This is a genomic window from Rhizobium sp. WW_1, from assembly GCF_003610155.1.
Lineage (GTDB): Bacteria > Pseudomonadota > Alphaproteobacteria > Rhizobiales > Rhizobiaceae > Rhizobium > Rhizobium tropici_A.
Genome location: NZ_RAIN01000006.1, coordinates 289,828 through 315,109 on the forward strand (window position 1 = coordinate 289,828; position 25,282 = coordinate 315,109).

23 protein-coding genes are annotated in these 25,282 nt (G+C 56.9%); 16 read left to right on the forward strand and 7 right to left on the reverse strand.

The annotated features are described in order from the left end of the window. Nucleotides 1-35 precede the first annotated feature (35 nt). Together BJ928_RS19500 and BJ928_RS19505 are read right to left on the reverse strand one after the other, a co-directional pair. A complete protein-coding gene (locus BJ928_RS19500; protein ID WP_047631991.1) occupies nucleotides 36-842 on the reverse strand; it encodes a hypothetical protein in 807 nt (268 codons plus the stop codon). Nucleotides 843-1,001: 159 nt separating this feature from the next. After that, nucleotides 1,002-1,418, reverse strand: coding sequence for a hypothetical protein (locus BJ928_RS19505; protein ID WP_147413922.1), 417 nt, complete (start codon nucleotides 1,416-1,418; stop codon nucleotides 1,002-1,004). A gap of 84 nt (nucleotides 1,419-1,502) precedes the next feature. Here BJ928_RS19505 and BJ928_RS19510 point away from each other — a divergent pair, with 84 nt between their 5' ends. The 13 genes from BJ928_RS19510 to BJ928_RS19575 all read left to right on the forward strand — a co-directional run bounded on the left by BJ928_RS19510 (nucleotide 1,503) and on the right by BJ928_RS19575 (nucleotide 17,118). Next, nucleotides 1,503-4,160 carry a phage tail length tape measure family protein gene (locus BJ928_RS19510; protein ID WP_183079431.1) on the forward strand — a complete coding sequence of 886 codons (2,658 nt, stop codon included), beginning with the start codon at nucleotides 1,503-1,505 and terminating at the stop codon, nucleotides 4,158-4,160. Continuing rightward, nucleotides 4,160-4,807, forward strand: coding sequence for a hypothetical protein (locus BJ928_RS19515; protein ID WP_047631986.1), 648 nt, complete (start codon nucleotides 4,160-4,162; stop codon nucleotides 4,805-4,807). The genes BJ928_RS19510 and BJ928_RS19515 overlap by 1 nt, the downstream gene beginning before the upstream one ends. A 3-nt stretch (nucleotides 4,808-4,810) precedes the next feature. Continuing rightward, nucleotides 4,811-5,431: a hypothetical protein gene (locus BJ928_RS19520; protein ID WP_047631985.1), complete on the forward strand. Its 621-nt coding sequence runs from the start codon at nucleotides 4,811-4,813 to the stop codon at nucleotides 5,429-5,431. Next, nucleotides 5,428-5,856: a hypothetical protein gene (locus BJ928_RS19525; RefSeq protein WP_047631984.1), complete on the forward strand. Its 429-nt coding sequence runs from the start codon at nucleotides 5,428-5,430 to the stop codon at nucleotides 5,854-5,856. Before BJ928_RS19520 ends, BJ928_RS19525 begins: the two co-directional genes overlap by 4 nt. A 100-nt stretch (nucleotides 5,857-5,956) precedes the next feature. Continuing rightward, nucleotides 5,957-12,778, forward strand: coding sequence for a phage tail protein (locus BJ928_RS39380; protein WP_052227729.1), 6,822 nt, complete (start codon nucleotides 5,957-5,959; stop codon nucleotides 12,776-12,778). A gap of 146 nt (nucleotides 12,779-12,924) precedes the next feature. Then, nucleotides 12,925-13,224 (forward strand): hypothetical protein, encoded by a 300-nt coding sequence (locus tag BJ928_RS19540; RefSeq protein ID WP_047631983.1) that lies wholly within the window; start codon nucleotides 12,925-12,927, stop codon nucleotides 13,222-13,224. Continuing rightward, nucleotides 13,214-13,633 (forward strand): hypothetical protein, encoded by a 420-nt coding sequence (locus tag BJ928_RS19545; RefSeq protein WP_047631982.1) that lies wholly within the window; start codon nucleotides 13,214-13,216, stop codon nucleotides 13,631-13,633. Before BJ928_RS19540 ends, BJ928_RS19545 begins: the two co-directional genes overlap by 11 nt. 17 nt (nucleotides 13,634-13,650) lie before the next feature. Next, nucleotides 13,651-14,319, forward strand: a complete 669-nt coding sequence (locus BJ928_RS19550; protein WP_047631981.1) for a DUF4376 domain-containing protein — start codon at nucleotides 13,651-13,653, stop codon at nucleotides 14,317-14,319. Between the two features lie 11 nt (nucleotides 14,320-14,330). Further along, the gene (locus tag BJ928_RS19555) at nucleotides 14,331-14,576 is read left to right on the forward strand and encodes a hypothetical protein (RefSeq protein ID WP_047631980.1); all 246 of its coding nucleotides are present in this window, start codon (nucleotides 14,331-14,333) and stop codon (nucleotides 14,574-14,576) included. 117 nt (nucleotides 14,577-14,693) lie between these two features. Then, a complete protein-coding gene (locus BJ928_RS19560) occupies nucleotides 14,694-15,332 on the forward strand; it encodes a hypothetical protein (protein WP_047631979.1) in 639 nt (212 codons plus the stop codon). A 152-nt stretch (nucleotides 15,333-15,484) separates the two neighbouring features. Further along, entirely contained in the window at nucleotides 15,485-15,736 is a 252-nt protein-coding gene (locus BJ928_RS19565; protein WP_047631978.1) for a hypothetical protein, read from the forward strand. Nucleotides 15,737-15,810: 74 nt separating this feature from the next. Continuing rightward, a complete protein-coding gene (locus BJ928_RS19570; RefSeq protein ID WP_047631977.1) occupies nucleotides 15,811-16,140 on the forward strand; it encodes a hypothetical protein in 330 nt (109 codons plus the stop codon). A 132-nt stretch (nucleotides 16,141-16,272) separates the two neighbouring features. After that, entirely contained in the window at nucleotides 16,273-17,118 is an 846-nt protein-coding gene (locus BJ928_RS19575; protein WP_047631976.1) for a TIM barrel protein, read from the forward strand. 94 nt (nucleotides 17,119-17,212) lie between these two features. On the opposite strand, the gene BJ928_RS19580 is transcribed toward BJ928_RS19575, so the two are convergent. The 3 genes from BJ928_RS19580 to BJ928_RS19590 all read right to left on the reverse strand — a co-directional run bounded on the left by BJ928_RS19580 (nucleotide 17,213) and on the right by BJ928_RS19590 (nucleotide 19,046). After that, entirely contained in the window at nucleotides 17,213-17,419 is a 207-nt protein-coding gene (locus BJ928_RS19580; RefSeq protein WP_047631975.1) for a hypothetical protein, read from the reverse strand. 309 nt (nucleotides 17,420-17,728) lie between these two features. Next, nucleotides 17,729-18,025 carry a hypothetical protein gene (locus BJ928_RS19585; protein WP_047631974.1) on the reverse strand — a complete coding sequence of 99 codons (297 nt, stop codon included), beginning with the start codon at nucleotides 18,023-18,025 and terminating at the stop codon, nucleotides 17,729-17,731. A gap of 133 nt (nucleotides 18,026-18,158) precedes the next feature. Further along, nucleotides 18,159-19,046 carry a polysaccharide lyase gene (locus BJ928_RS19590; RefSeq protein ID WP_245432435.1) on the reverse strand — a complete coding sequence of 296 codons (888 nt, stop codon included), beginning with the start codon at nucleotides 19,044-19,046 and terminating at the stop codon, nucleotides 18,159-18,161. A 416-nt stretch (nucleotides 19,047-19,462) separates the two neighbouring features. Between BJ928_RS19590 and BJ928_RS19595 the strand changes: the two genes are divergently transcribed. After that, the gene (locus BJ928_RS19595; RefSeq protein ID WP_183079432.1) at nucleotides 19,463-20,623 is read left to right on the forward strand and encodes a polysaccharide biosynthesis protein GumK; all 1,161 of its coding nucleotides are present in this window, start codon (nucleotides 19,463-19,465) and stop codon (nucleotides 20,621-20,623) included. Nucleotides 20,624-20,628: 5 nt separating this feature from the next. On the opposite strand, the gene BJ928_RS19600 is transcribed toward BJ928_RS19595, so the two are convergent. Next, nucleotides 20,629-22,137 carry an oligosaccharide flippase family protein gene (locus tag BJ928_RS19600; RefSeq protein ID WP_047631972.1) on the reverse strand — a complete coding sequence of 503 codons (1,509 nt, stop codon included), beginning with the start codon at nucleotides 22,135-22,137 and terminating at the stop codon, nucleotides 20,629-20,631. A 93-nt stretch (nucleotides 22,138-22,230) separates the two neighbouring features. Here BJ928_RS19600 and BJ928_RS19605 point away from each other — a divergent pair, with 93 nt between their 5' ends. Next, nucleotides 22,231-23,169 (forward strand): ATP-grasp fold amidoligase family protein, encoded by a 939-nt coding sequence (locus tag BJ928_RS19605; protein WP_047632331.1) that lies wholly within the window; start codon nucleotides 22,231-22,233, stop codon nucleotides 23,167-23,169. Between the two features lie 59 nt (nucleotides 23,170-23,228). Next, complete coding sequence (locus BJ928_RS19610) at nucleotides 23,229-23,717, forward strand: heme-degrading domain-containing protein (RefSeq protein ID WP_047631971.1); 489 nt, start codon at nucleotides 23,229-23,231, stop codon at nucleotides 23,715-23,717. A 45-nt stretch (nucleotides 23,718-23,762) separates the two neighbouring features. Here the strand turns inward: BJ928_RS19610 and BJ928_RS19615 are convergent, their stop codons facing one another. Next, nucleotides 23,763-25,019 carry an AGE family epimerase/isomerase gene (locus tag BJ928_RS19615; RefSeq protein ID WP_047632330.1) on the reverse strand — a complete coding sequence of 419 codons (1,257 nt, stop codon included), beginning with the start codon at nucleotides 25,017-25,019 and terminating at the stop codon, nucleotides 23,763-23,765. Between the last annotated feature and the right edge of the window lie 263 nt (nucleotides 25,020-25,282).

The following is a 25,282-nucleotide window of genomic DNA, read 5'->3' on the forward strand; positions in this document are numbered from 1 at the left end:
ACAGGAAGTGTGGTAGAGGAGCTTACCATAGAATTTCAGTAGGTAAGTCTTACATTGTCTACAGCAACTCCGGCGTCAGTACCTTGTATGCCGACGTAGCTGCAGGCCGCTTCAATCCGCTGATATCGGCTCTGGACGATGGCGTTTGTGCTCAAATAGACATAAAACTGTACCGGCTTCAGAACGCCTTGATCGAACTGCTTCAGCTTCTCTTCGCGCATCGAAGGGCTGTCGTCGGTCTTTTCAAGGTAGCTTGCGAACGCACCGCGACCCATTGGAAATTGGGATTTTGAATGGTCGACTTGTGTATAGGTAGCTGATGAACCAAGGCGGAATTTCAATGCAGCTTCGCACGTTGCCACCATTGTTAGCGCCGCCGCGGGTTTTGATGGTGAGGTCGCTTGCCACTCACTCGTGTTTTGAGGAAGAGGCTTCTTTTCTGGCTCGGTATAGCCAAACTCCTGATTGCACGCGTCAACCTCTTTGACCGCTGCAGAGGTCATTTTGTCGAAGAAGTCGGTAGTTTCTCCTGCATTGAAACGCTTTACGTCTTTCCAGAGACGAAAGCAGAACGAGGCCCGAATGTCAGGAAATTCCGCTCGGCAATCATCCGCTTCGGCAACCATGAGAGCTAATGAACCATATGTCTTTTCTCCTGCTTTCGCTCGGGCTTCTTCTCTTAGTGCATCGGTGCATTTGAATTTTCGTTCGGCAAGCTTGGCAGCCTTCTCCTCCTGCCATGCCTGGTAGTATTGCCAGCCAACAACACCGCCGACAATCGCGGCGCTCGCGATTACCACTACGCACGCGGTTGCGATCAAAACCTTTAGCCAAACGTCCATAAGTGTCTCTCAGAAATTTTAAGGAGTACCAGTGCGGATGCCGTTACTTCAGCTGAACAGCCGCCTGAATGTGTCGCGAACCCATCCCGTATAAGAAGGGAGCGCAAGCGGAGAATGCAGTCAGAAGTAGCTGAAGCCGCATTGCCGCCCGCAGCTTTCTTAAAGCTGCGTTTCTAACCACTCCGCGTTCGTTTTGCCGTCGACCATTACGTAGAGACGGTCCGCCTTGGAGGTGTCTTCATTGTCAGTTGGATACTGACATATGGTGGTGCCGCGAATTGGTGTGCCATAGGCGTTAGGAGCATCGTAAGTTATAAGAACCTCAAACATCCGAGGTTTTACACGGCCTCGGTCAAAATCCTTCATCCTCGCTTCCTGGATGATCGGCCCATATTCATCCCCGGCCAGATAGCGTTTGTAGTCGGCACGGTTGAGAGGTTCTTCGGATTCTTTGATTTCGATCCGCTTGTATCCCGACGGCGCCAAAAGTCTCAATTTCAAAACTTCTTCGCACACGGTCACTAGTTTCGATTCAGAAAAATTGCAGCCGCCAATTGCTGGCAGCAAAAAAGCCACGCTGACCAATCTCCACAATCTAATCACGAAATCCCCCACTCAAAGCGCAGGGTTGTATTTCGCATGTTTTGAAAAGGTATGCCAGTGACAGATATTGCAACTTTGGGTGTGAAATTCACAATCGTTGGTGCCGATCAGGTCGCCACGGGGATGAATCGTGTTGCCGTTGCGGCAAACAAAGTGGAGTCGGAAGTTGGGGCCGCGGCGCGCGCGATTGGCACGCTAGGCGGCAAGGCGGCCGCAAGCACAGGAGCCATCAGTAAGGCGACGGCTGGCATGATAGAATGGAAGAACAGCTGTTCTTCTACAGCGGGAGCCGTCGACAAGGTTGCAGGTTCACTCACCGGCATGAATGCGGAAAGCCAGAGCAACCAGAATTCAATCGAGGCGGTGAGCATAAAGGCGAAAGACCTGAAGGATGTCCTCATTGAAATGGGCACCCGAATGGCAAGTGGCGACTCCCCATTTATGATTGCCCTTCAACAAGGCGGAAAATTGGGCGAAATGTTCAGCGGAGCAGGGGGGCTTACTGGGATTGTGAAGGGCCTAGGCAATGCATTTCTAACAATGCTTAATCCCATAGGCTTGGTAACGCAGGCGCTCACCTTTGCAGGAGCTGCGGCAGTACAATATTTTTTAAACGCTGGCCGGGACGTTAAGAGCGTTGACGAGATACTGAAGCGACATGCAGAGCATATTGCAGAGCTCGGGCCGACTTATCAGAAAATGAACGAGCAAAACGAAGAGGCTTTAAAGTTAGGCCCAGCTATCACAAACGCCAATCTGAAAGACGATTACAAAAGCGCCCAGAAAACGCTCAAAGCTGAAGGTGAAAAGGCGTCTCGTTCAATTCTTGCAGATATGCTCGGGCAGCAGGCGCCATATGCCGATCAGATAGTATATATACCGCCAACTACTTTTGATCCGGCGATAGAAGCTATTGAAAGATTCAAAAAGTCGATTGAGTCCGGGAAGATAGAGGCGATAGAATTTCAAAGAGAAATAATTGAGCTTCAGAATTCTGGAAAAATAACAGAGGAAGCTGCGGAAAAACTGCGAGAGTATTCGAAAAACGCAGTTGCAGCTCAAAGTAAACTCTCGGTGTTGCGTGACAAAATCGACCCTGTTGCACAGGCATTTGCCGATATGCAGGGTAAAGTTAATAAAATAAATCCTTTTGGTGCCAGTAAATTGCAAGAACCTCAACGGGTGCTTGATGATTTACTTCGAAATCTACAAGCAAATCAAAGTAGTGCGGAAGAGCTAAATCAGAAAATCCGCGAGCTTAGCAACGTTCATCCTGACCTTTCTCAGGCTTTGGAGGAAATTCGGCAGTTTGGCTTGATCGCCCTACAAGCAATGAAGAATGTTCAAGGTTTAGATAACGCGGTGCGTACGACACCTCATTCCAGCCGATACTCCCAAGAGGAGACGGTTAAGCGCGTAAAAAACTTCGATGATCGATTTGGTCCAGATGTCGCTGCGCCCCTCAAATACAGCGATATACGCGAACGTCTGAACGCACAAAAAAAAGCACTTCAGCCGCCAACAACTATCGACGGAGGAGCAGGGCTCGGCTCCAATCGTGACATGGTTCGCCCAGTCCAGGAGGCTACGAGCGCATATGATACTCTGCAAAAATCTGTCGAGTCGCGGATTGAGCAAATGCAGACGGAAGCACAGACTATTGGGCTTAACAGCATTGCCGTCGAAACCTTGAAAATGAATTTGGAGCTTTTACGCGCGACAGAAGACAAGTCTCATGCGGCGGCCCCCGGCCAAATACAAGATATCAAGAATAAAATTGCACAGTACAATGCCTTGGCGACGGCGACTGCGAACGCCAAGCTTTCGGGCGATATCCAGTTCCAGCAGGAGCAGATGGGTCGCTCAACCGTCGATCAGACGGTCGCCTCGACACAGAAGCAATATGGCCTGCCGGTCGACATGAATTCGGCCTCGGCCGGTATCATTCGCCACAACGAACAGCTGAAGTATGCCCGCGAGCTTGCTGGCGATTTCGCCACGACACTCGTCAACGGCTTGCGCAGCGGTGAAGGTTTCTGGAAGTCCATGGGGAACGCTGCGGTCACCGTGCTCAAAAAGATCTCCGACAGGTTGCTGAACGATGTGCTCAACAGCCTGTTCAAGGTCAACAGCGCGGCGAGTGGCGGCGGCGGAGGGGGCGGTTTCCTTAGTGGCCTTCTTGGTATCCTCGGCTTTGGGGGTGGCGGGGGTGGTGGCAAGTTCGATCTCGCAACGGGTGCGAATGCCCCGATCCCGATCCCGCGCCCCACATTTGCAGATGGCGGCTATACCGGTGCTGGGGGTATCTATGAGCCGGCCGGCATCGTTCATGCCGGCGAGGTCGTCTGGAGCCAGAGGGATATCGCCCGGGCGGGCGGCGTCGGCATCGTCGAGGCGATGCGGCTTGGCCGGCGCGGCTATGCCGATGGCGGCGTGGTCGGCGAGGGCGGGCCGCAATTGATGCGGGCGCAGCCGGATGCTGCCGTTCCCGTCCGTCGCCTCCGGGCCGACAATCAGAACGATGCCTCCGGCTCCGCTTCCGGCGTGCATGTCACGGTCGGCGTTTCCGTCGATGAGGACGGCAATCTGAAGGCCTATGTGAAGAATGTCGCGCAATCGGAAGCGCAGAGTTCGACGCGGCAGGGGCTGAATGATTTCAATCAGCAGCTTCCCGATCGCGTCGCGCAGATCAACCGCAATCCCCGGAGGCGCTGATGGCCGTTTCCTATCCCTACAGCCTGCCGGCCTTTGCCGATCTTCTGAAGATCTCCAGCATCGTCTGGGATATTCAGCGCAATGACGAGCTTTCCGGCTCCGGCGATGGCCGGGTCTGGCAGGCGGAGCTGGCGCCGCCGCTCTGGACCGGCACGGTGACGCTGGCCGACATGTACAATGCGGAGGCGAAACAGATCGCCGCCCGCATCCGCAAGCTACACGGCGCCCAGGAGGCGCTTTTTCTTTATGATCCGCTGTCGAAATATCCGCAGGCCGATCCCGACGGGACGAAGTTCGGGAGCGCTGCGGTCAGCGTCGCAGCGCTCGGGGCCGACAATGCATCGCTCAGCCTCAAGGGGCTGCCGGTCGGCTATCGGCTGACCGTTGGCGACAAGATGCAGGTCGGCTATGGCGGCACCCGCTCCGCCTTTCTCGAAGTTTCGGAAACGGTTGGTGCCGACGGGCAGGGGATGACGCCCGTCTTTGGCGTCTTTCCGCATCTGCCGGCGGGCTTTGCCGCCGGTCTCGGCGTGACGCTGCTGTTGCCGGCCTGCAAATGCCTGGTCATGCCGGGCAGCCACAATCCCGGCACCGCGAGCGGCCCGATCACCACGGGCGCCACCTTCAAGATCATCCAGAAGAAATAGACGATGAAGAACATCACCTCCGCTTTCTTCGCGGCGCTCATCGGCGCGCGCGACAAGGGGCTCGTGCCCCGTCGTTTCGTCTGGATTACCGGCAAGGATCTCGCCGGCGGCGGGCCCGCTTCGATCGGCCTGTGGACCGGCGACGACGACATCAACATCACCGTTACTTCCGGCGTCACCGGTCTGCCGGAGGCGCGGACCTATTATGGTGGCCTTAATCTGAAGGTCAGCCCGATCCCACGCACGGCTGATCTGACGATCCAGACCGTAACCATCACCATCGGCCAGATCGCGCCCGCCGTGCAGCAGCTCGTGCGCGGCTACGATCTGCGGCTGGCGCCGATCGAGATCCACGACATGTCGTTCGATACCGGCACGCGCCTGCCGAGTGCGGCGCCGGAAATCGCCTTTCTCGGCATTGCCGACGGCGCGCCGGTGAAGACGCCGGCCGTGGGGCAGGATGGCGATATCGAGATTTCAGCCATCTCCGCCGCCATCGCCATGCTGGAGCGCACCAACCCGGCCAAGTCTTCCTACGAAGGCCAGAAGCGCCGCAGCGGCGATGAATTCGGCCTTTATTCCAGCACCGTTGCCAATTGGCAGATCCCCTGGGGGCAGAAATGAACAGCGATCTCGTCAGGGTCAAGAACTGGCGCGCCTGCTTCGTCGCCGAGATCGATCGGCTGAAGCGCACGCCCTTTGCCTGGGGCAGCCATGATTGCGGCCCGGGCCTTGCCGGCAATCTGGTGCTGGCGATCACCGGCGTCGATTGCGCCGCCCAGTTTCGCGGCGAATATTCGACTGCCGCCGGCGCGCTGAAGACGATGAAGGCGGCGGGCTTCGACAATCTCGCCGATCTCGTCGCCAGCATGTTGCCCGAGATTCATCCGAGCGGAGCTGGCATCGGCGATATCGCCGCCGTCCCGCATGAAGGTCCCTTCGGCTACGCGCTCGGCGTCGTCAATGGCGAACGCATCTTCGTGCTGCGCGAGACGGGGCTTGGCACCGTTGACCTGCTCGACGCCAAGCGGGCCTTCAAGGTCGGCTAATCAGTTTCTCGATACCAATTTTATCTCTGACCGGTGACAAGTCGGCGTAGCTTTGCCTGCGACGGCCCCTTCCCATGCGCCAAGCGAGGTCGTCTGATCCATGAAATATCTCATTCTGCTTCTGAACGTCCTCAGCTTCTGGCTGATGGCGGACGTGGCGCATGCCGAGCTTATCTCTGCGGCAATTACCGCGATAGGTAGTTTTCTCGGCTCGATCAGCATCGGCAAGCTGGTACTGACGGTCGCCATCAATATCGGCCTGTCGCTGATCGAGAAAGCGATGGCGAAGAAGGATCAGCAGCCGGCCGGCACCAAGCTCGAGATCAGCATGGGGGATGATCATGCGATGTCCTTCATCGTCGGCAGTTACGCGACTGCGGGTAAACGCAAGTACGCCGGCACCTGGGGAGACGACGGCAAGACGCCGAACGCCTATTTCACCGATGTCATCGAAATCGGCAGCCTTCCCAACCGCGCCGGCGAGCGTGGCCTGACCAGCGTCTGGATCGACGACCAGAAGGTCGGCGTTCTCTGGGACCAGCCGCATCCGGACGGTCGCGGCTTCCCCGTGCTGCAATATCGCGTCAAGAACAAGGATTATCTCTGGATCAAGTTCCTCGACGGCACGCAGACTGGTCCCGATCCCTTCCTGATGGCCAAGTTCGGCAGCCATGCCGAACGGCCCTGGAAATCGACGATGATCGGCCGCGGCTGCCAGGTCGTCATCCTCACCTCCCGCTACAATACCGATCTCTTCAAGGGTGTTCCTGCGGGTCTGTTCGAACCGCATCCGCTGCCACTCTACGATGTCCGCAAGGATTCCTCGGTCGGCGGCAACGGTGGGCATCGCTGGACCGATTCCTCGACGTGGCAACCCAGCACCAACCCTGCCGTCATAGTCTACAACCTGGCCCGCGGCGTCTACTACGGGCCTGAATGGGTTTATGGCGGCCAGAATATCGGCGCCTTCTGCCTGCCTGCAGCGAACTGGATGGCTGCGGCCAATGCTTGTGATGCATCCGTTCCGCTCGACGGCGGCGAGAGCGAATCCGCCTTTCGCGCCGGCTACGATGTCCAGTGCGATCAGGAGCCACTCGACGCCATATCCGAACTGTTGAAGGGCTGCAATGGCCGTATCGCCGAAGTCGGCGGCGTCTTCAAGATGCTGGTGGGGACGCCGGGCGCGGCGGTTTATTCTTTCACGGATGACGATATCGTTGTCACGGAAGAACAGGACTTCCAGCCGTTCCCGGCTCTTTCCGCGACCTACAACGCTATCGAGGCCACCTATCCCGAGCCCGCGGAAAAATGGGCGACCAAGGACGCCCCCGGCCGCTACAATGCCGATCTCGAAGTGCAGGATGGCAATCGGCGTCTGCCGGCGCAAGTCCAACTGCTGGCCGTTCCCTTCGCCAACCAGGTGCAGCGCGTCGGCCTGGCGATGATCCAGGATTATCGACGCTTTCGCGTGCACCAGGTATCTCTGCCACCGGACGCCTATCCCCTGGAGCCGAACGACGTCGTCTCCTGGTCTTCGGCTCGCAACGGTTATGACGAGAAGAAATTCCTCGTCGTCAAGGTTGAGCCGCAACCGAATTTCCTGATTGTCGTCACGCTGAAGGAAGTCGATCCCGCCGACTATGACTGGCATCCGGGTCTGCAACTGCCGACTGCCATCGGCTGGCTCGGCCCTATCACGCCGCCATCGCAGCCGATGATCGGCTGGACTGTGGAGCCCTCGACAATCAAGGACGCGGGCGGCATCGATCGCCGCCCGGCGATCAAGATCAGCTGCGCGCCGGATCTCGATGACGTTGCGGGCGTGTGGGTGCAGGTGCGCCTCAAGGAAACTGGCGATGTCGTATTCGATAGCGACGCGAACCCTTACGCCTCTCCGTTTTCGTGGATCATCTCCGGCCAATGGACATTGCCGAACACGAACTATGAGGCGCGGGGAAGGTATCTTCCGCAATCGAACCGGGCGACGGACTGGTCAGCCTGGTTGACCGTCAAGACGCCGAACGTGCTTATTCAGGCGGCCGATGTCCTTGATGGTGCGATCATTCAATCGAAGATCGCCGACGCTGCCGTGACGGCTGCGAAGATCATGGACGAGGCAATCACGAGCCTCAAGCTTGCCGATCAGGCAGTTTCCGCCGCGAAACTTCAGGTTTCCGCCGTGACGGCCGATGTGCTGGCGAGTGGTGCTGTGATTGCTTCGAAACTCGCTGATGGTGCCGTCACGGCTCGCGCGCTTGCCCAGGGCGCGGTAGACGCGACGTCTCTCGCCAGCGGCCTCAAGGCGGTTGAAGTCGTCAATGCCCTGCCGACAACGGGCAATGTCGAAGGCCGGCAGGTCTACCTTACGACCGATGGCAAGCTGTATCGCTATCACAATGGCGCCTGGACAGCTGCTGTCGCTGCCGACGACATCAACGGTGCGTTGAACAGCGCGCAGATTGCCGATAGCGCCATCACGAGCAACAAGCTCGCAGCGTTGGCCGTGGACGCGAGCAAACTCGCCGATGGGTCTGTGAGTGCTGCCAAGCTCGCGGCCAATGCCGTTGATGCCACGAAATTCGCCAACAACATTCGGCCGGTGGAAATCGTTTCAAGCTTGCCAAATACGGGCAATGTTGAAGGTCGTACCGTCTATCTGACCACCGATGACAAGCTCTACCGATATACCGGTAGCGCATGGACTGCCGCGACGCCGGCATCCGATATCACCGGCCAGATGACCGATGCACAGATTTCCGCGCTGGCCGCCGCCAAGGTAACTGGCACGCTGGTATCCTCGCAGATTGCGGATGGCGCGATCACGAACCAGAAGCTTGCCGCGTTAGCGGTGGATGCCGCGAAGCTGGCCGACAATGCCATCACGACGACGAAGATTGCCGATAACGCGATCTCGACGCCGAAACTGCAGGCCAACGTGATCACGGCCGACAAGATCGCGGCGAATGCCGTCACCACGAGCGCCCTTGCGGTAGGCGCAGGCAAGAACCTCTTGCAGAACGCCGGCTTCACCATGGGGCTGGATTGCTGGACGATCGGCTACATCAGTGGGACAATACCGGGGCTATCGCTGGAAATTCGACCAAAGGGCTTCCCGTGGGCCGGCGTGAACAATCCGACGCTCATGCTGTTTCAAAATAGCGGGCCTAGCGGATTTTTCACGGATGTACGCTGGAAGCGCCCGGATGGGGATGGACTGCCGTGGTCTTTGCCGTTTTCGATGCCCTGCGCGTCCGGCGAATGGCTTGAGGCAACCGCCTATATTTCGGCGCATCGCTGCAAGGTGGAGCTTCGGATCGAGTGGGTGCGTGCTGATGGAACTGTCTCGGCTTACACGGCCGCCGCAGTGAACGACAGTGTGCAGGGAAGCGGCACCAATCCAGATCTTTGGTCCCGCCTGCGGATTGTCGGCGCGGCCCCCGCAGATGCAGTGGCTGCCAGCTTCCATTTGCGGAAACTTGATACGGCTGCAGGTGAAACAACCAGCTATATGTTCCTCAACAAGCCAATGCTGTGCCGCATTCCGGCAGGCGCTACCGAACCGACGCCGTGGAGCGACGGCGGGATCGTTCTCATCACCAACGGCGGCATTGTGGCTAACGCCATAACAGCGGAAAAGGTCGCAGCCAATGCGATCACCGCCGACAAAATCGCGGCGAACTCTGTCATTGCCGGGAAGATCGCCGCGAATGCAGTTACCGCTACTGCGATCGCAGCCGGTTCGGTGTCGGCCGACAAGATCGCTGCGAATAGCATCACGGCCGGCCAGATCGCGGCCGGCGCGATTGGTGCAACACAGATCGCAGCCAATGCCATTACGGCGGACAAGCTGGTAATTGCCGACATGACCAATCGGGTGGAGAACCCGAACTTCGCATTTGGTTCTACTTCCTGGGCGTTGCTAGCCGGCCTAAGCGTCATAACCGACGCCAGCAATGCATATATCGGCAACAACTACCTGAATGTTGCAGCGCCAGCGACCTTTGCCTTTAACAGAAATGCCAACATGTTCCCGGTCATTCCGGGTGAGCAATACTTTTTGCAGACGTTTGCGAAGCGAACAGGAGCGCCTTCGGATAGCGTCAGTTGCCGCATACGCTTCATGGGTGCGGACAAGATCACGTTTCTAACGGCCCTTGGAATTACGGTCCTACCGACATCATCGACGACCTACGCCGAGTACAGCAACACCGTTGTCGTTCCTGCCGGCGCTGTATGGGCATGGGTCGATTTCGTTCCGACCAGCACGCTTACGGGCACCGGCAGTTACCAGTTCGGTTTTGTCTCCTGCCAGCGCAAAAGTGGCGGCAACCTTATTGTTGATGGTGCGATCACTGCCGCCAAGGTCGCGGCCAATGCCATCACGGCAGATAAGATCGCAGCCAGCAACATCACCGCCAAGCACCTCGTTCTCACCGACATGTCTAACATGGTTGACCAAGGATGGTCCGGTGGTTCGCTCGATGGCTGGGGTACCTACGGAAGGCAAAACTTCTACTACGATGCTGGCAACGGGGGAGACAGTGCGGGTTGGGTATATCAGACCAACGAACGCGACGGGGCACTGTCCAAAACGTTCAACGTTACTCCCGGTGAAACCTACTACTTCGAGACGTGGGTGTATAACACCAACCCTGACCCCATGCTTGCAGGTGCTCTGCTTGTGGGCGTCAAGGCTGACGGCTCAGGAGCTGTGTTTCCGATGGCGCTGACGTCTACCAAGAATGCGTGGGTGCGGGTGGCGGCTCAGTACACGGTGCATCCCGGTATCGTGAAGCTCTGGATGGTGATGTTCACCGACAAGGTTGGGGGAAGTGGCGGCGCAAGCACCTATTTCTCCAAGCCAGTCCTGCGCCGAGCGAGCGGAGCGGAGCTTATTGTCGATGGAGCCGTCACCGCCGATAAAATCGCGGCAAACTCTGTCACCGCTGGGAAGCTAGCCGCTAACGCCGTTACTGCCGGCACGATCGCGGCGAACGCGGTAACCGCCGGGACGATCGCAGCTGGTGCGGTGACTGCCGCACAGATCGCGGCGGGCGCGATCACGACAGACAAGCTCGCCGTGGGTACGGGCGGAAATTATCTGTCGAACTCAGATCTTTCAGCCGGCCTGACGGGTTGGGTGCCGGAGTATTCAAACGACGGCGCTAGCTTCAGATTCAGCCTGCGCACCGACAGCTATGCTCCTCAACCCGGAGCGATTGAAATCTACCAATCGAACGGCAAGTCGGGGATCGAGTACGGCATCTGGCCGGTTGATGCCTCTGGCGTTTCCAGACTCTTCGCGGTCAGGGCCAATGGTTGGTACGAGCTTTCCGTCTATTATCTCGGGCACCGATGCGTCGGCGTGCAGCCGTACCTCCAGTTCCTCGACGGCAACGACAACCATATCACCTACTATCAATGGGGAATTTTCCCGGCCTACCAGAACATCGACCCGCAGAGGAACCTTGCCAACTACCAGCGTTTCTGGGGCAAGGTGCAGATGCCGGCGAACGCCGCCAAGGTGCGCGTCTTCTTTCGGATGAAAGGGACGGTGGCCGGTCAAGGTGATAGCTATCTTTGGCTGGCGCGCATGTATTTCGGCGAGGCGAGCCAGAACCAGACCGAACCGACACCATGGAGCGACGGCAGCGTGACCGTGGTCTCGGCCGGCAATATCGTCACCGGAGCCGTCACCGCCGACAAGATCGCTGCCAACGCGGTCACGGCTGGCAAGATCGCGGCGAACGCTGTCACGGCGGGAACGATCGCGGCGGGCGCGGTTACGGCGTCCACGATCGCGGGCGGCTCGATCAGTGGCGACAAGATCGCTGCCAACACGATCGGAGCCAACCAGATCGCGGCCGGCGCGATCACCGCCAAGTCACTTGTCCTCACCGACTTCTCCAACATGGTCGATAACGGCTGGCAAGGTGGCAACCTTGATGGCTGGAGCATCCAGAATCTGCAGAACTTCTATCTTGATAGTTCGGCGGGGGACCAAGCTGGATATGTCGTGCAGTCGCTGGGTAGGGATTGTTGCTGGTCGAAATCAATCGCCGTCACGCCGGGTGAGACCTATGCCTTCGATGTGTGGGTCTACAACACCGATCCCAACGTGGCGAACCTCTATGCGGCCATCTATTCCGGCGCTGGCGTGTTGAACATCGGTGGAGTTACTTCGACCACGGTCAAGAACGGCTGGGTGCGGCTACAAGGCCGCTACACGATTCCGAGCGGCTATGTGAAGCTTGCGATGCTCCTGCAGGTCGACAAGACAGCAGGCACTGGCAGCTCCTGCTATTGGTCTAAGCCGATCATGCGCCGCGCCGTGTCGGCCGAGCTGATTGTCGATGGCGCGATCACCGCCAACAAGATCGCCGTTAACAGCCTGGACGCCATCACGGCTAATCTCGGCTCGGTCAATATCAGCTCGGCTGTCATCGGCACGCTACAGGTTGGCACCTCCAACATTCAGGCAGGCGCATGTACCGATACCGGCGTCGGTCGCGTGGCCGGCACCCAGACCCTCGGCGGCGGCAATGGCCCGACGAACATGGTGTCATGCGGCGTAACTGTAGCTGGTGATGGTCGTGTGGTGGTGGACTGCATGGCAATCGCGCAGATCAACAAGAGCGGCAACGGTCCGCAGGGATCTCAGGCGGTTGGTCTCAACATCATCCGCGATGGTCTCGGCATCTTCTCGCAGGTCTATTACCTGCCCGTCGTCCGAACAGTCGTCAGCGGCGGTGGTAACGGCGGCACGTCCAGTGAAACCTACACCGCTGGATGGGTCGGCGTGTCTGGCTTTTACGACGCGCCCGGCGCTGGCTGGCATGTTTACACGGTGCAGCTCAACAATCCGGGCAGCACCATCGGCTGGAATGAATGCAACATCTCAGCTTCATCGTACAAGAGGTAACCATGCGACACGAAGATAGGCCTTCCGATCGGGAGGAGACCGTCAGGTTCATCATCGTTCGGCCGGACGGGCGGATAAGGCAATCTGGGGCTATTCAGCGCCAGTACCTCGAAACATTCGCGGCCGTTTATCCTGGTTGCCGAGCGATGGAAGTTTCGGCCGACCAATACCGGCTCGATATCGACGCGCATTTCTATGTGCTTGATGGCGTCGTCACACCCAAGGGCACCGTCCTTGATGTCACGGATTTCACCATCAGGGCGGATGGCGTTGACAAGGTGTCCTTTGCCGTTCCGGCCGGCACCTCGGTCCTTCATGCCGGCGAGATCGTCGCCATCGAGGACGATGTCTTCGAATTCATCACCGAAGTTCTCGGCGACCATCGGTTCTCCTTCCAGGCACCAGCGGCCTTCCATCATTTCGAGGTGACTATCCATGCTGTTTGACATCCCCGCCGATCCCACTCTGGAGCGCATCCAGGCGCAAACCGACATCGATCGGCAGGTGCGGTTGGCGCGCATGATGTTTGTCACGGTCATCCCCGGTCAGGACGCGGTCTATGCGCTGAAGGTCAGCGAGGCGCTCTCGATTGCGGCCGATCCGCAGCTAGGCGTGAACGTGCCCGAAGTCGATACGCCCAACATCACGGCCGAAGCTGCCGAGGATGGCGTTAGCCGCTTTGAGAAGGCCGCCGAAATTCTAACGCGCGATCAGCATTGGAAGGTCGGCTCGCAGATGATCGAGGCCCAGCGCCGATCGGCAAACGCTGCTCTCTCTGCAGCCAACACAGCTCCCGAAATACGCGCCGCCGCCGAGATCGACTGGCGGGCCGTGCGTGCTTTTGCTCAAACCTAACCCACGAAAGGACTGCCATGCATCGCATTGACAGCATGTATGAACCGATGGTCGAGGCGCTGCTTGCGGCTCGATCGGAGAACAAGACCGATCGCTGGATGGCGTCCGTCGCCTTCTGGCTCGGCCGGCAGCAGATCTACAACGTGTCGGACTTCTGGCTGGCGCTGGCCGCCAAGATCACGTCTGGACTGGATGCAGCCGACAAGGAAACAATCCTCGATCAACTGAACAACAAGGAGGCCGCTCTGGTCGCGTCGGCCGGTGATTGGCCGGAAGCGCCGGCAAGCCTGCTGGCGATCGTTGCCGGCTGGTCTCCGGAGCCGCCTCCGGTCGATCTCTACGCCTATGCTGCGTCCAAGCGCTATGCCGTTGAAACGGGTGGTATCCTGCTCAACGGCATGCGCGTCATGACCGATCGCGCCAGTCAGTCGTTGATTACCGGTGCCTACAATTACGTGCAGGCTAACCCGGAGGTCATGGTGAAGTTCAAGACGGCTGCCGGCTTTGTCGAGCTGACGGCAACACAGATGACGGCGATCGCCGATGCGGTCGGCGCGCGTGTGCAGGCAAGCTTCGCGGCTGAAGGCGAAGTAAACGCCGAAATCATTGCCGGCACGATCACCACTAAGGGCGAGATCGATGCTTTCGCCTGGCCCTCTAACGGGGCCGTTGCGCCCAACACCTGAAGAGGGATTGAATGTCTACGTACCTAAACTCACTCAAGAAACAAAACGAGTTTCTGCAAGGTGAAGTCGAGCGCTTCGCCAATGCTGTCGATCGACTGGCCGACCAACTTTCAGAAGCGCAAAGCCAACTACAGGCTCAATCCGAGCCGGTCGAGGTTGATCCATCACCGACAAACACAGTCCGTGGTCCAGAGCGGGGTGAGGGTGATTTTGATAGATCAATTGACGAGACCAATCAGGTTCCGAACGACCTTTGAAGCTGGAAAAGAATTGAGTTTGGCTGCGAAGGGCAGCTTTGCCTGATGTCTTGTCGGGAAGTGTGACATCCGGATTCTAATCTTAAATTTAGTAGCCCCGAATTTGGAATGAAGGTTATGGACCACGAGAAGTTCTTTTCGGCAGTGCGAATGTCACTTTTTGGCGGCCGGCTATCTACAAGTCAGGTCGATGGTATGGAGGCGATTCTGACGGCATGGGCAGGAGGACCTTTCGACCCCCGTTGGCTAGCTTATATGCTGGCGACGGTCTATCACGAGACGGACAAAGCCATGTGCGCCGTCTCGGAAAACTTGAACTATTCGGCGACGGGACTACGATCTACGTTTTCCAAATATTTCAATGCTGAGGAAGCCGTCACCTATTCCCGCCAGCCACGGCGAATTGCCAACCGCGCCTATGCCAATCGGATGGGAAATGGGGATGAGGCCAGCGATGACGGCTGGCGCTACCGTGGGCGCGGTCTCGTCCAGATCACCGGCAGAGATAACTATATCAAGTATGGTATCGCCGATGATCCGGACAAGGCTCTTGATTCCCACAAAGCCATCGAAATTCTTTTTGACGGCATGGTCAAAGGTCGTTTCACTGGCAGGAAGCTTGCCGATTATTTCAGTGCTACTGGTTCTGATTGGATCGGTGCGCGTCGGATCATCAATGGTACGGATCGGGCAATCGAAATTGGCGATTTTGCCAAGAAGTTCGCGGCGGCAGTTGAACGCGCTCGCCAAGCTTAGCTGAGGCTAGCTGTAATTCGATATTGGCGGCATCAACGGCGCTGATGTTCGGGACATTCGCGTCCCCTCGAGCCTGTCCCGTTTCCCAAAAGCTTGAAACTCCGGCGTCCTCGCGTGGATGAACCGTCCCTTTTATCTGAAAAGGAGAATATATGTTCAATACTAATATGTTTCACAATATTCTTAATGTCTTGATTGCACTATCCGCGTCCATGATTGCCGTTCTTCTGGCGACGGGCTGCACCCAACTCGTCGATGGTACGTTGGAGTGTTCGCAATCCTTCGTCAGCCCGGGTTTTGCTGCTGCCGCCGTCGCGGCTTTGAGTACGCTCAAAATCGTCATCAACATCATGCGTGACGGCGTTGCGGGTTTAATAAAGCCGCAACCACCCGTCGATAGATGAAGCCATTTTTAACAGCATGCCCCGCTAAAATAGGCGGGGCATTTCGACTCCCCCAAATTCAATCGAGAAAAGCGATGACGTTACACGAATTTCTGGATGCTCTGGGCATCAAAGTCGGAGTTGTCATCGCCGGCCTCTCAGGCGGTATCTTGCGCGGTCTGTCCAGACGTCAATATACAGCACGAGAGATCGTTGCATCGCCAATCTGCGGCGCGCTTGCAGCAACCTATTTGACGGAGCCGGCTCTCTTTTATCTGCGCGCTATCAACTGGCCCCTGCCAGGGGAAGAGGTTGCAGCCATGAATGCCACGGCTTTCGTCGTTGGCGTATGTGCGATGTGGATCGCGGATCTGGTTTTTGATGCCATTTCCAGATGGGTCAAAGGCGGCCATGAAATGCGGTAGTGACTGAGCGTGCTTTTCACACAAAAGGGGACTCCACGGAAGCCACGAGCAACTACATAATTTCGATTGATATCTGTCCAATCCCGTCTATCTCTTGGTTGTATTCACCGCCAATGGCAATGGAGGAACCTTGTGGCTGATTTGTCCGATCGTTTCGCGGTTTCAACCTGGTCCTTGCATCGAGCGCTCGGTTCCACCTATCCCTACAAGCCTGCCGATCGGGCACTTCCCGATCGTCAGCCGACTTATGGGAGGGGCACGATCGAACTGATTGAAGTGCCGCGCCAATGTGCCGAGCATGGTATTTTTCGGCTTGAGATCTGTTCCTTTCATTTGCCGAGCTTGCTTCCTGGCTATCTTGGCGATTTTCGCAATGCCGCTGAAGACGCAGGCGTAAGGCTTCAGACCCTGCTCGTTGAAGACGGAGATCTCAGCAATCCTGCAACGGTTGAGCGCGATGCCGAGTGGATGGCCGGTTGGATTGATGTTGCCGTAGCCCTCGGGGCTGACAATATGCGGGTGATTGCCGGAAAAGCTCAGTCGACGGATTCTGCTTTGACGCTCGCGGAGACTCACCTGCGCCGTCTGGCTGAATTGGCCCAAGCGGCGGGGGTGCGTCTCGTTATCGAAAATTGGTTCGACCTGCTGCCCGGACCAAGGGAAGTCAATCGAGTTCTTGATTCCCTGCGTGGCAAAGTCGGTCTCAACGGAGATTTTGGCAATTGGGAGCGAGCCGGTAAATACGATGATCTTGCAAAGATCATGGGCCGCGCTGAACTTTGTCATGCAAAGGGACACTATTCAGCTGCGGGCCTTGATGCTGAGGATTATGTTCGGTGCGTTAAGCTTTCCAACGCGGCCGGCTACAAGGGTCCATTCACGTTAATCTACGACTCCACATTCTATCAGGACGAATGGTTGGGGATTCTCGAAGAACGGGACTGCATCGCTAATGTTTTCAAGAAGGCGGTAGCGTAAAATCGTAGCACCTCCGCCGAAAGAACAGAGATGCGCTACTTCGGTGAATTATCCATCTTTTCATATGCAGGGGTGGAATGGCCCAGATAGGTCATCAATGAAAATCATATCTGTGCAGTGCGCCGAGCAGCCGGTCTTGCGTTTGATAGCCGGCGTTGTAGAGGTCGATAGCGACATTGGCTGCCGATAAGCCCTCTTGGCTTTGCAATTTGATACTGCGCTCGGCGCACCAAGCAAAAAGGGCCCCTGCGAGGACATCGATGTCATCGGGGTAAAGTGGCGCGTTGACCATCATAGACATTCGCTAGACCATTCATTGTTGGAGCTTGATACCGGGGTGGCGTGAAGCGAACACTGCTTTGGTTTTGAAGATTTGCAATCGAGTTCATCGCGCGACGTTAACGCCAACCTGATATGGAGCAGGCCCTATGTGTCTTAACGTGACATAGGTTCCTTTTGGCACATCATTGCTGGCTTTGATGTTCCCCGGGCGGAGCCGTCGGATGGCTGAATTCGCTTTTTGTATCGTGTGGCGCAACGAAGAGCAGGACGCCGAGCATAATTGCCAGCGCCACTAGGAAGGATAGGACAAGCCTCGGCCTGGACGGCATCATTGATGAATTGGATGCGACGCCTTAACTGCAGCCTCGATCAACTCCTCGGCGTATAAAAGCGCCGATGCTGTGTCTTCTCCGTCGAGCTTCAAATCCTTGCATTTGCGATGCATGGCTCTGCGAATCTGAGCCAGCAACGCAGCGTCTATATCGACTTCGCCCTCGTCGAACACGTGCGTCAATGCGGATTGGGCGACAATTTCCAGAACGGCAACTCGCCCCTCGATTTCCCCCAGAGAAGGTATCGCGTTCCTCTTCACATGCTGTTTGCAATCGCGATGGGTAGTAAGCATTTCAGTCACCTCCTTCACCAAAGAGGATAACTATCGAGAAAGGAAAAAGTTCGGCCTCTCTCCCAAAAAACTTGCGCTCGGAATTTGCGGATTAGCCGTATTGATCCCCTGTTGAGATATTCTTGCTGGCTTGTCACTTCATGGGGCAAAGGCTGGGGTCAGCCAATACATCGGCGCAGCGAGGTGAGCGGCGAAAATCATCATAATAAAGGGTCCATACGGTACTATCGGCGGCGCGATAGGGCCCGAATTTGAAATATTGATTCTTTCCCAAACCGCGGTCGGCATGTCCTATATGGCCGGTAACCGTGACGATCCATTTGTTGTTGGCGAATATTTCAATATGTCCGGAGCCGTCTGGACCTGGCTTGCTGTAGATAGCGAAGTCGATCCAGCCTGATGCCGGCGTCGGTAGCTTGTTACCACGGTTTATTACTTTGATCGCGCTGGTGCAGCCGGTAAATTCTTCCCCGTCGGTTTCGCCCCAATTGTCATCCGTGGCTACCAATGCGCGCATTTGATTGGTTTCCGGACGAAACCAGACCGGCGTTGCGTCGTCACCGCAGGCCTTGCTGTTATTTTTGGGCCGGTGCTTCTCGGTGGGGGCAACGTAGTTGGTTTCAACGGTCGCGAAGAGTTTGCCGTTATTCAGTCGTAGTGCGAGGAAGGGGCTGAAATCTCCTTTGGCAGTCGGCCCGATTTCTCGCTTCCATTGAGCGATGAGATAGCGATGGTCACCGGAGGGAATGGGGTCCGCGAACTTGACCGCAAAGCCGTACCAAACCCCCTGATCGTATGGCACGCGATACTTGGTGCGTTCCCAGATTTCCGCCCTTTCGCTGCAGTTTGCGTTGCCCAGCGAGCATGTTGGCCTGACGCTCAGCTTCAGTGCACCGACGCCGGTACGCTTCACTTCCGATTGAAACTCGATCGTCCCGGCCTTCTGCTCGACGTTGTCGCGATAATAAAGGTGGCCAGTTGGGGCGAAATCCTTGCCGTCGAAGCCGTCACGCAACACCATCTGAGCCGGGCTGTCGGCCAGCGCCGGTGCTGCAGCACAGGTGCAAGCCAGGATGGCGGGCAGTGCATATTTTGCATTCATGCTGGAATATTCCTTTGGCGAGGCATTCGTAAAGCATTATCAATGACCTGTTCGCTCCTTGCAGGCAAGCGAGAGCAACACGACTGCAAAGCCGGATTAATGGCTCTGAAAGTCACTTCCAATCAATTTCAGGAGAGCGGCATCCTGTGAGTGTGATGTTTGATGATGCAACTTTAACCGCATGTTAGACGCTTTGCGGTTCATATCCCGCTAAGTTGGGCTTTGGTTGCGGCTATCGATGCTCCGGACAATGATTGTTCGCTGCTGCGACCTAATCGACGTTTGAATGTCGGTCATGAGATATACCGGCTAAGGGTCGCTGTTGGGGACTGCCTTTGGCAAATGGGGAAGTAGGGCTGGCCAATCGAGAGGCTCAGCCACGCCGAAAAATTGCGATTTTGACGTCGCATGCGTTTTTGCGCGGCTATCGCAAGGCGTCTATCCATTTTATCGCATCCCGCTGGGCCGAGCAGGGACATGAGGTTCATTTTCTCACGATAGGCCATAGCTGGCTGACTTTGCTCAAGGATCGCCGGCGTTTTCGCGCCCTGTCTCAGGATCAAGCGAATCGGTTTCAGATAATCGCGACCAATTTGAGTGCCGGCGCCTATCTTCCGCCCTTGCATGCTTTCAGTTCCGGCAATCGCTTTCTCAATGCTGTTAATTCCATACTCTTTCGCCTTTATGGCAGTTATTTTCCGCCCTTTGCGCGTCGCGTCATAACCGACGCGGATTTGATATTGGTCGAGAGTGGTTCTCCGCTTGCTTTTTTCGCCAAGGCCAAGAGGCTGAATCCAAAGGCACGGATCTTGTATTTTTGCCGCGACCTGTTGAGAACCATTGGGGCAGCGCCGGCGCTGCAGGATATTCAGGCTCGGGAGATCGCACGCTTCGATGCCGTTTGCGTTCCTTCGGAGCGGCTTGGGGCCATGCTTCCACCCGGGGGACGCGTGCGAGTTATCCCGCAAGGGATTGATGCGTCCTTGTTTGATCGCGAGCAGCCATCTCCTTATCCGCCCGGTAGCCGCAATGCGATTTCCATCGGCAACATGCTTTTTGACCAAGCCTCGGTGGCCGCCATGGCGGCGGCGGCACCGGATGTTAATTTCCATGTCTTTGGCGCCGCTTGGACGGGATGGGTTCGGCCAAACATCACGATCTACGGCGAGCGGGATTTCGAGAGCATCATCCCCTATTTGCAGCACGCCGATTTCGGCATTGCGCCCTATCGTCTCACCGCGGATGAGGTTTACCTTGCGGAATCGAGCTTGAAACTCGCGCAATACAGTTATTGTGGCCTCCCGATTCTGCTACCGGATCTCGTTCCTTTTACCAGGCCTAACGGCATCGCCTATCGACTGGAAGGCGAGGTCGCGTGGCGGGAGAAGATCGATGCGGCGCTTACGATGCGGCGTTCGGTTGCTTTCCGCGATGGAATCATGACCTGGGATGAAGTTGCGCAGCAAACCTTGGCTGCTGCATACGAAACTCACTGATCGGCTCAACCGGGTGCAAGGAAATCTAGCAGTCTGCCAACGAAAGGGCGGGATGCTCTCGGCAATTTTCCGCCTGCCGTTGCCATCAGGATTTGCGCGTCTTCGGGGGTGATCAGGCGTAGGAAGCGGATTGCCAACATATAGGTGATTGCCCCGGCGGGAATGGCGCTCAAAAGTGCTGGCAGCCCGTCGAGGATGTAGACGCCGAGGCTTGCTGCACCCGCGCAGAGAGTGGCAGCAAGAACTGTCTTCGCCAATGCTGTTACGGGAAGTGCAACCCGAACATACTTCCAAGCCATCCAGCCGAGTAACACAAACGTCAGCGTCACAATCGCGGCGCGGGCAAGGGCAGCGCCCTCGAGGCCGAAAGAAGGCACGAGAATTGATAGCAGGACTATCGTGGCGGCAGCGCTTGTGATCTGTACCCGCAGCAAGGTGGCGCTGCGCCCGGATGCGCTGATGATGCCCCAAGGGATAACGGACATGCCGGCAAGCCACACGAAGGCTAGCAGCGTGGCTGCTGCCGGAACCGCGGGTTCGAATGCATCGCCGAAGATCAGCGGTAAGAGTTCCGGCATGATGATCGCACCGCCCATGCTGATCGGCAGCATGATCAAGGCGACTGTTCGAATGACGCGCCTGTAGGATGCTTCTAGCGACTGCCTGTCGCCCTTTGCATGTGCCGCGGTGAAGTTAACCACGAGCGCGGGCGATATCTGGAGCATAATCTGTTCGATAAGACCGGCAAGGCCAAGACCTGCCGCAAAGTAGCCGATGCTGGTCGGAGAGAGAAAAGCGCCAAGAAAGAGGAACTCAATGCGTGAGAGAACAAGAATCTCGATGAGATCGCTGAACCAGATGTATCGGCCATAACGCAGCATTTCCGGTGACAGGGCCTCCCGCGAAGATCTTGCTGCAGGATCGATATAGCCGCGTAATTTCAATGCCTGTGGCAGGTAGCGGGCGATGTAACCGATCAAGGCGCCGGTCGGGCCCAGCAGCCATGCCCCAGCGAAGACGAGCGGAACTTGCAGTGCTCCGCCGAGAAGGGTGGTGCGTGCGGTTTGGCCGAAGCGATTTCTTCCGCGGGCTACGGCGGTGGAGAATACGTGGAACGCATAGCTGAGGAAGAGGAGCCCTGTGATCAGCCAGAACCATGCATGCGACGCATCGCGATGAGCATAGGTTATCGCAGCAAAGAGAAGAATGGCTACGCCGATCATGCTGACCGATATAAGGAAACTGTGCAGTGCGGTGCGGACCAGTGCTTTCCATGCATTGCCATTGTCCGTGACACCGCTTGCGTTGCGCAGCAAAATCTGAGGCAGGCCCATATCGGCGAGTGCGGCAGCGGATGTTGCAACCCATAATGCGTAGGCGACTTTGCCCGACCCAGCAGGCCCCAGCAGTCGGGCTGCGATGATGCTGCTCGCAAAGCCCGCAGCCAGCGAGATGAATGTCGCCGCCAGGCTGATCAGCGAACTCTTAAGGAGGTTGGATACGGGCACGCTCATGACGCTCTATCTAGGGGCCTGACGCATAACCTTGTGTTAAAAGGCGGCTGATAGTTTTCGCTTTCCTCCTAGTTGAAATTCGAGACGCTCACCATGATAGATCGCGCCGCCGACCGAGATGGATTTCTCATTCCGGGATATCTGCAGAAGGGATTGCGCGAGCGGATGCACAATCTTCTGTGGCGGCTTATGTCACCTTTGCCTGACAAGCCCTATTGCGCGCTCAAATATAGGACCATTCGAGGTAATTTCCCGAATTTATCATCTCCTCAAACCTTTACCGAGAAGATACAGGCCCGCAAGCTATACGATCGCAATCCGCTGTTTCCGCGTTTCGTGGACAAGGCCGACGCAAAGGTGCTGATTGCGGAAAGGGTTGGCGATCAATATGTCATCCCGACGCTTTGGGTAGGAAAAGACCTTGTCTCCGTGGATTGGTCGGGGATTTCCCTTCCTGCGGTCGTCAAGCCAACCCATGCAAGTGGCGTGGGCCGGTTCCTCTACGGCGAGGCCGATGTGGAACGGCTTCTCAAGAGCAATCCGTCTGGCGAGTGGTTGGCGATCGATCATGCCTCCTACAACAGAGAGTGGGCCTACAGCCAGCTTGAGCCGCGCATTCTGGTAGAAAGCATGCTGCTCGTCGATGGTCGAGTTCCCTGGGACTATCGGCTCTTTACGTTCGATGGGAAGGTCTCGCATATCGAGATCGATATACGGGAAAACGGTCGAGGCTATTCGTGCAACTATACGCCTGACTGGCAGAAGCTGCCGTTCTACGATCGGGATTATCTCGGTCTATATCCAGGGGACGTTGCCCGCCCGTCGCGGCTCGATGAAATGATTCATGTCGCCGAAACGGTCGCTCGGGACATAGATTTCGTTCGCGTCGATCTGTACGCGTCGGCGGAGTGGGTTCGGGTGGGCGAACTGACCTTTTACCCGGGAGGAGGCTTCGAAGCGTTCGAGCCGGACGAATATGACCTCTCGATCGGCCGGAAATGGAAGCTCGGCTTCGAAATACCAAAGAGATAGATGGACAAATCATTCTCTCCGCGTTTCATAGGCCGGTCCGCTTTTTGAGAAGGTTTTCCATGACGATCGACCAGGATCTTGCTCGTATCGAGCTGCAAGAGGAAACACTACGTTTCGATGCTTTTGACCTTTCGACGGCTTGGGTGCTCGGTAAGCTGCTGCGCGACCTCGCCAGCGAGCGCAACATGGGCGTCGCCATCGACATCACGCTGCATTCGATGCCAGTTTTCTACATAGCCTTGCCCGGCTCAACGCCCGATAACGCAAACTGGATTCGCCGAAAGCGCAATATGGTGCTGCGCTACTTCCGCAGCAGCTATGCCAGCACGTTGCGGCTACAGCAGCAGGGAAAGACGATCGAGGATAACGGGCTTTCAAGCGCAGATTTTGCAGCGTCCGGCGGCAGCTTTCCGATTTTCGTCAACGGCACGGGCTGCATCGGCGCCGTCACCGTTTCCGGTCTGCCACAGCGCGAGGACCATAATCTCGTCGTCGAAGCCTTGGCTTTGACCCTCGGTCACGAACTTCACAATCTCAGCCTAGCCTAAGCGGTTGAGGCGGCGCCAGGCTTCCAGCGGGCGCCGCCGTCAATCTCAGATATTGCCGCCAGCTTCGGCTATGACTTTGGTCAAGCTACCCGTTGCCGGGAAAAGCGGGATGAGGCATGCCTGCAAGGCATGATAGATATCGCCCTTGCCCGGGAACAGCGTGTGAGCCGGGACCAGATCCTCTGTCAGTTCCTCATGCCAGCCGCCATTTGTGCGATCGATGAAAGCTTGGCCGATGACGCTCCAGATCTTGCGGTAGCTTTCTTCGTGAAAATCACTCGGGGCATGCTCGTTCAGATAGTGAGCCGCACCTGCACCTTCGCAAGCTGGCCACCAGAGCTTGTTGCGTTTTGCAGGCACGTCTTCCCAGTCGAGCGTGTAGAAGAACCCATTTTTCTCGCTATCCCAACCGAGCGACATGGACTGAGAGAAGAGGCCCTTGGCTGCTTCGGGCATCCAATCGTGCCGTTTTTCCCCCAGTGACCAGAGTTGCAGGATAAGACGTGCCCATTCCAGCCAATGTCCCGGCGTCGTGCCCGACGGGCGGAACATTTCGTTGCCGCGGTAATTCTTGTCGAGCGCCCAATCGGCATTGAAGTGTTCGGCAACGCGCCAGCCGACAGAGCCCGCCGAGCGGCGGATGACGAGATCGGCGATACTCTCGGCCTTTTCGAGATACGCCTTATCGCCGGTCGCTTCGAAAGCAGCCATCAGCGCTTCCGTCAGATGCATGTTGGAATTCTGGCCGCGATAGGTGCCGCCGTCGATCAACGACCAATCCCGATTGAATTCCTCGGCGATCGCCCCGTGCTTTGCTTCCCAGAACTTCGTGTTCAGGATTTCCGTGACGTCTGCCAACATGCCGTCTGCTAGCGGATGACCGATCGTCTTTGCGGAGGAGGCCGCCAGCAATACGAAAGCGTGACCATAGCCCTGCTTGCTCGAATCGACGGGACCGTCATTGTTCAGCGACCAGAAATAGCCGCCATGCTTCGTGTCGCGATGATGGTTCCAGAGATAGTTCATGCCATGGTCGACGATCTCGTTTGCGCCGGGCCGACCCAGCAACGACCCGATCGAGAAGCAGTGCACCATGCGGGCGGTCGAGTGAATTCCGCGCACGGGATTTGCCATGTTCAGCGGCTTACCGGCATCGTCCATGTCGTAGAAACCGCCTTTGGGATTGACGGCGCGGTACTGGAAGAAGTCAAAAAGCGCATTCGCTTGATCGAGCAGCCAGCGTCGATGATAGGCGCGCGTGCTCCAGTTTCCGAGCGCTGCGGGTTCAACCTGTATGTTCATGCCGTCCTCCATGGATTCTTTTCCTGAAGCCGTATAGCGCTGCCCGAAAGCGCTGTCATGGCGTTATGGATGAAACTGTGTCGTCGGGTTAACGTTGTCCATGGCGAGTTCAGCAATTAGTATCGGCTGCTTTTGTTTTCTCGAAATCGCGCAAACTATGGAAGCGCAATGCTTGCCATAAGGCAGGCAAAGGCATAGATATATTGACATAAAGATATCTTTATGTGATTTGGGCGTGAAGTCGCAATCAGGCCAGAGGAATT

Bases quoted from the DNA above. Each gene is read 5' to 3' on its own strand.
- BJ928_RS19545 (WP_047631982.1), top strand. From the start codon at position 13,214: ATGCTGTTTGACATCCCCGCCGATCCCACTCTGGAGCGCATCCAGGCG.
- BJ928_RS19590 (WP_245432435.1), bottom strand. From the start codon at position 19,046: ATGGTGTTGCGTGACGGCTTCGACGGCAAGGATTTCGCCCCAACTGGC.
- BJ928_RS19580 (WP_047631975.1), bottom strand. From the start codon at position 17,419: ATGTCTATGATGGTCAACGCGCCACTTTACCCCGATGACATCGATGTC.
- BJ928_RS39380 (WP_052227729.1), top strand. From the start codon at position 5,957: ATGAAATATCTCATTCTGCTTCTGAACGTCCTCAGCTTCTGGCTGATG.
- BJ928_RS19520 (WP_047631985.1), top strand. From the start codon at position 4,811: ATGAAGAACATCACCTCCGCTTTCTTCGCGGCGCTCATCGGCGCGCGC.
- BJ928_RS19565 (WP_047631978.1), top strand. From the start codon at position 15,485: ATGTTCAATACTAATATGTTTCACAATATTCTTAATGTCTTGATTGCA.
- BJ928_RS19605 (WP_047632331.1), top strand. From the start codon at position 22,231: ATGATAGATCGCGCCGCCGACCGAGATGGATTTCTCATTCCGGGATAT.
- BJ928_RS19615 (WP_047632330.1), bottom strand. From the start codon at position 25,019: ATGAACATACAGGTTGAACCCGCAGCGCTCGGAAACTGGAGCACGCGC.
- BJ928_RS19525 (WP_047631984.1), top strand. From the start codon at position 5,428: ATGAACAGCGATCTCGTCAGGGTCAAGAACTGGCGCGCCTGCTTCGTC.
- BJ928_RS19600 (WP_047631972.1), bottom strand. From the start codon at position 22,137: ATGAGCGTGCCCGTATCCAACCTCCTTAAGAGTTCGCTGATCAGCCTG.
- BJ928_RS19515 (WP_047631986.1), top strand. From the start codon at position 4,160: ATGGCCGTTTCCTATCCCTACAGCCTGCCGGCCTTTGCCGATCTTCTG.
- BJ928_RS19540 (WP_047631983.1), top strand. From the start codon at position 12,925: ATGGAAGTTTCGGCCGACCAATACCGGCTCGATATCGACGCGCATTTC.
- BJ928_RS19610 (WP_047631971.1), top strand. From the start codon at position 23,229: ATGACGATCGACCAGGATCTTGCTCGTATCGAGCTGCAAGAGGAAACA.
- BJ928_RS19500 (WP_047631991.1), bottom strand. From the start codon at position 842: ATGGACGTTTGGCTAAAGGTTTTGATCGCAACCGCGTGCGTAGTGGTA.
- BJ928_RS19585 (WP_047631974.1), bottom strand. From the start codon at position 18,025: ATGCTTACTACCCATCGCGATTGCAAACAGCATGTGAAGAGGAACGCG.
- BJ928_RS19570 (WP_047631977.1), top strand. From the start codon at position 15,811: ATGACGTTACACGAATTTCTGGATGCTCTGGGCATCAAAGTCGGAGTT.
- BJ928_RS19555 (WP_047631980.1), top strand. From the start codon at position 14,331: ATGTCTACGTACCTAAACTCACTCAAGAAACAAAACGAGTTTCTGCAA.
- BJ928_RS19560 (WP_047631979.1), top strand. From the start codon at position 14,694: ATGGACCACGAGAAGTTCTTTTCGGCAGTGCGAATGTCACTTTTTGGC.
- BJ928_RS19550 (WP_047631981.1), top strand. From the start codon at position 13,651: ATGCATCGCATTGACAGCATGTATGAACCGATGGTCGAGGCGCTGCTT.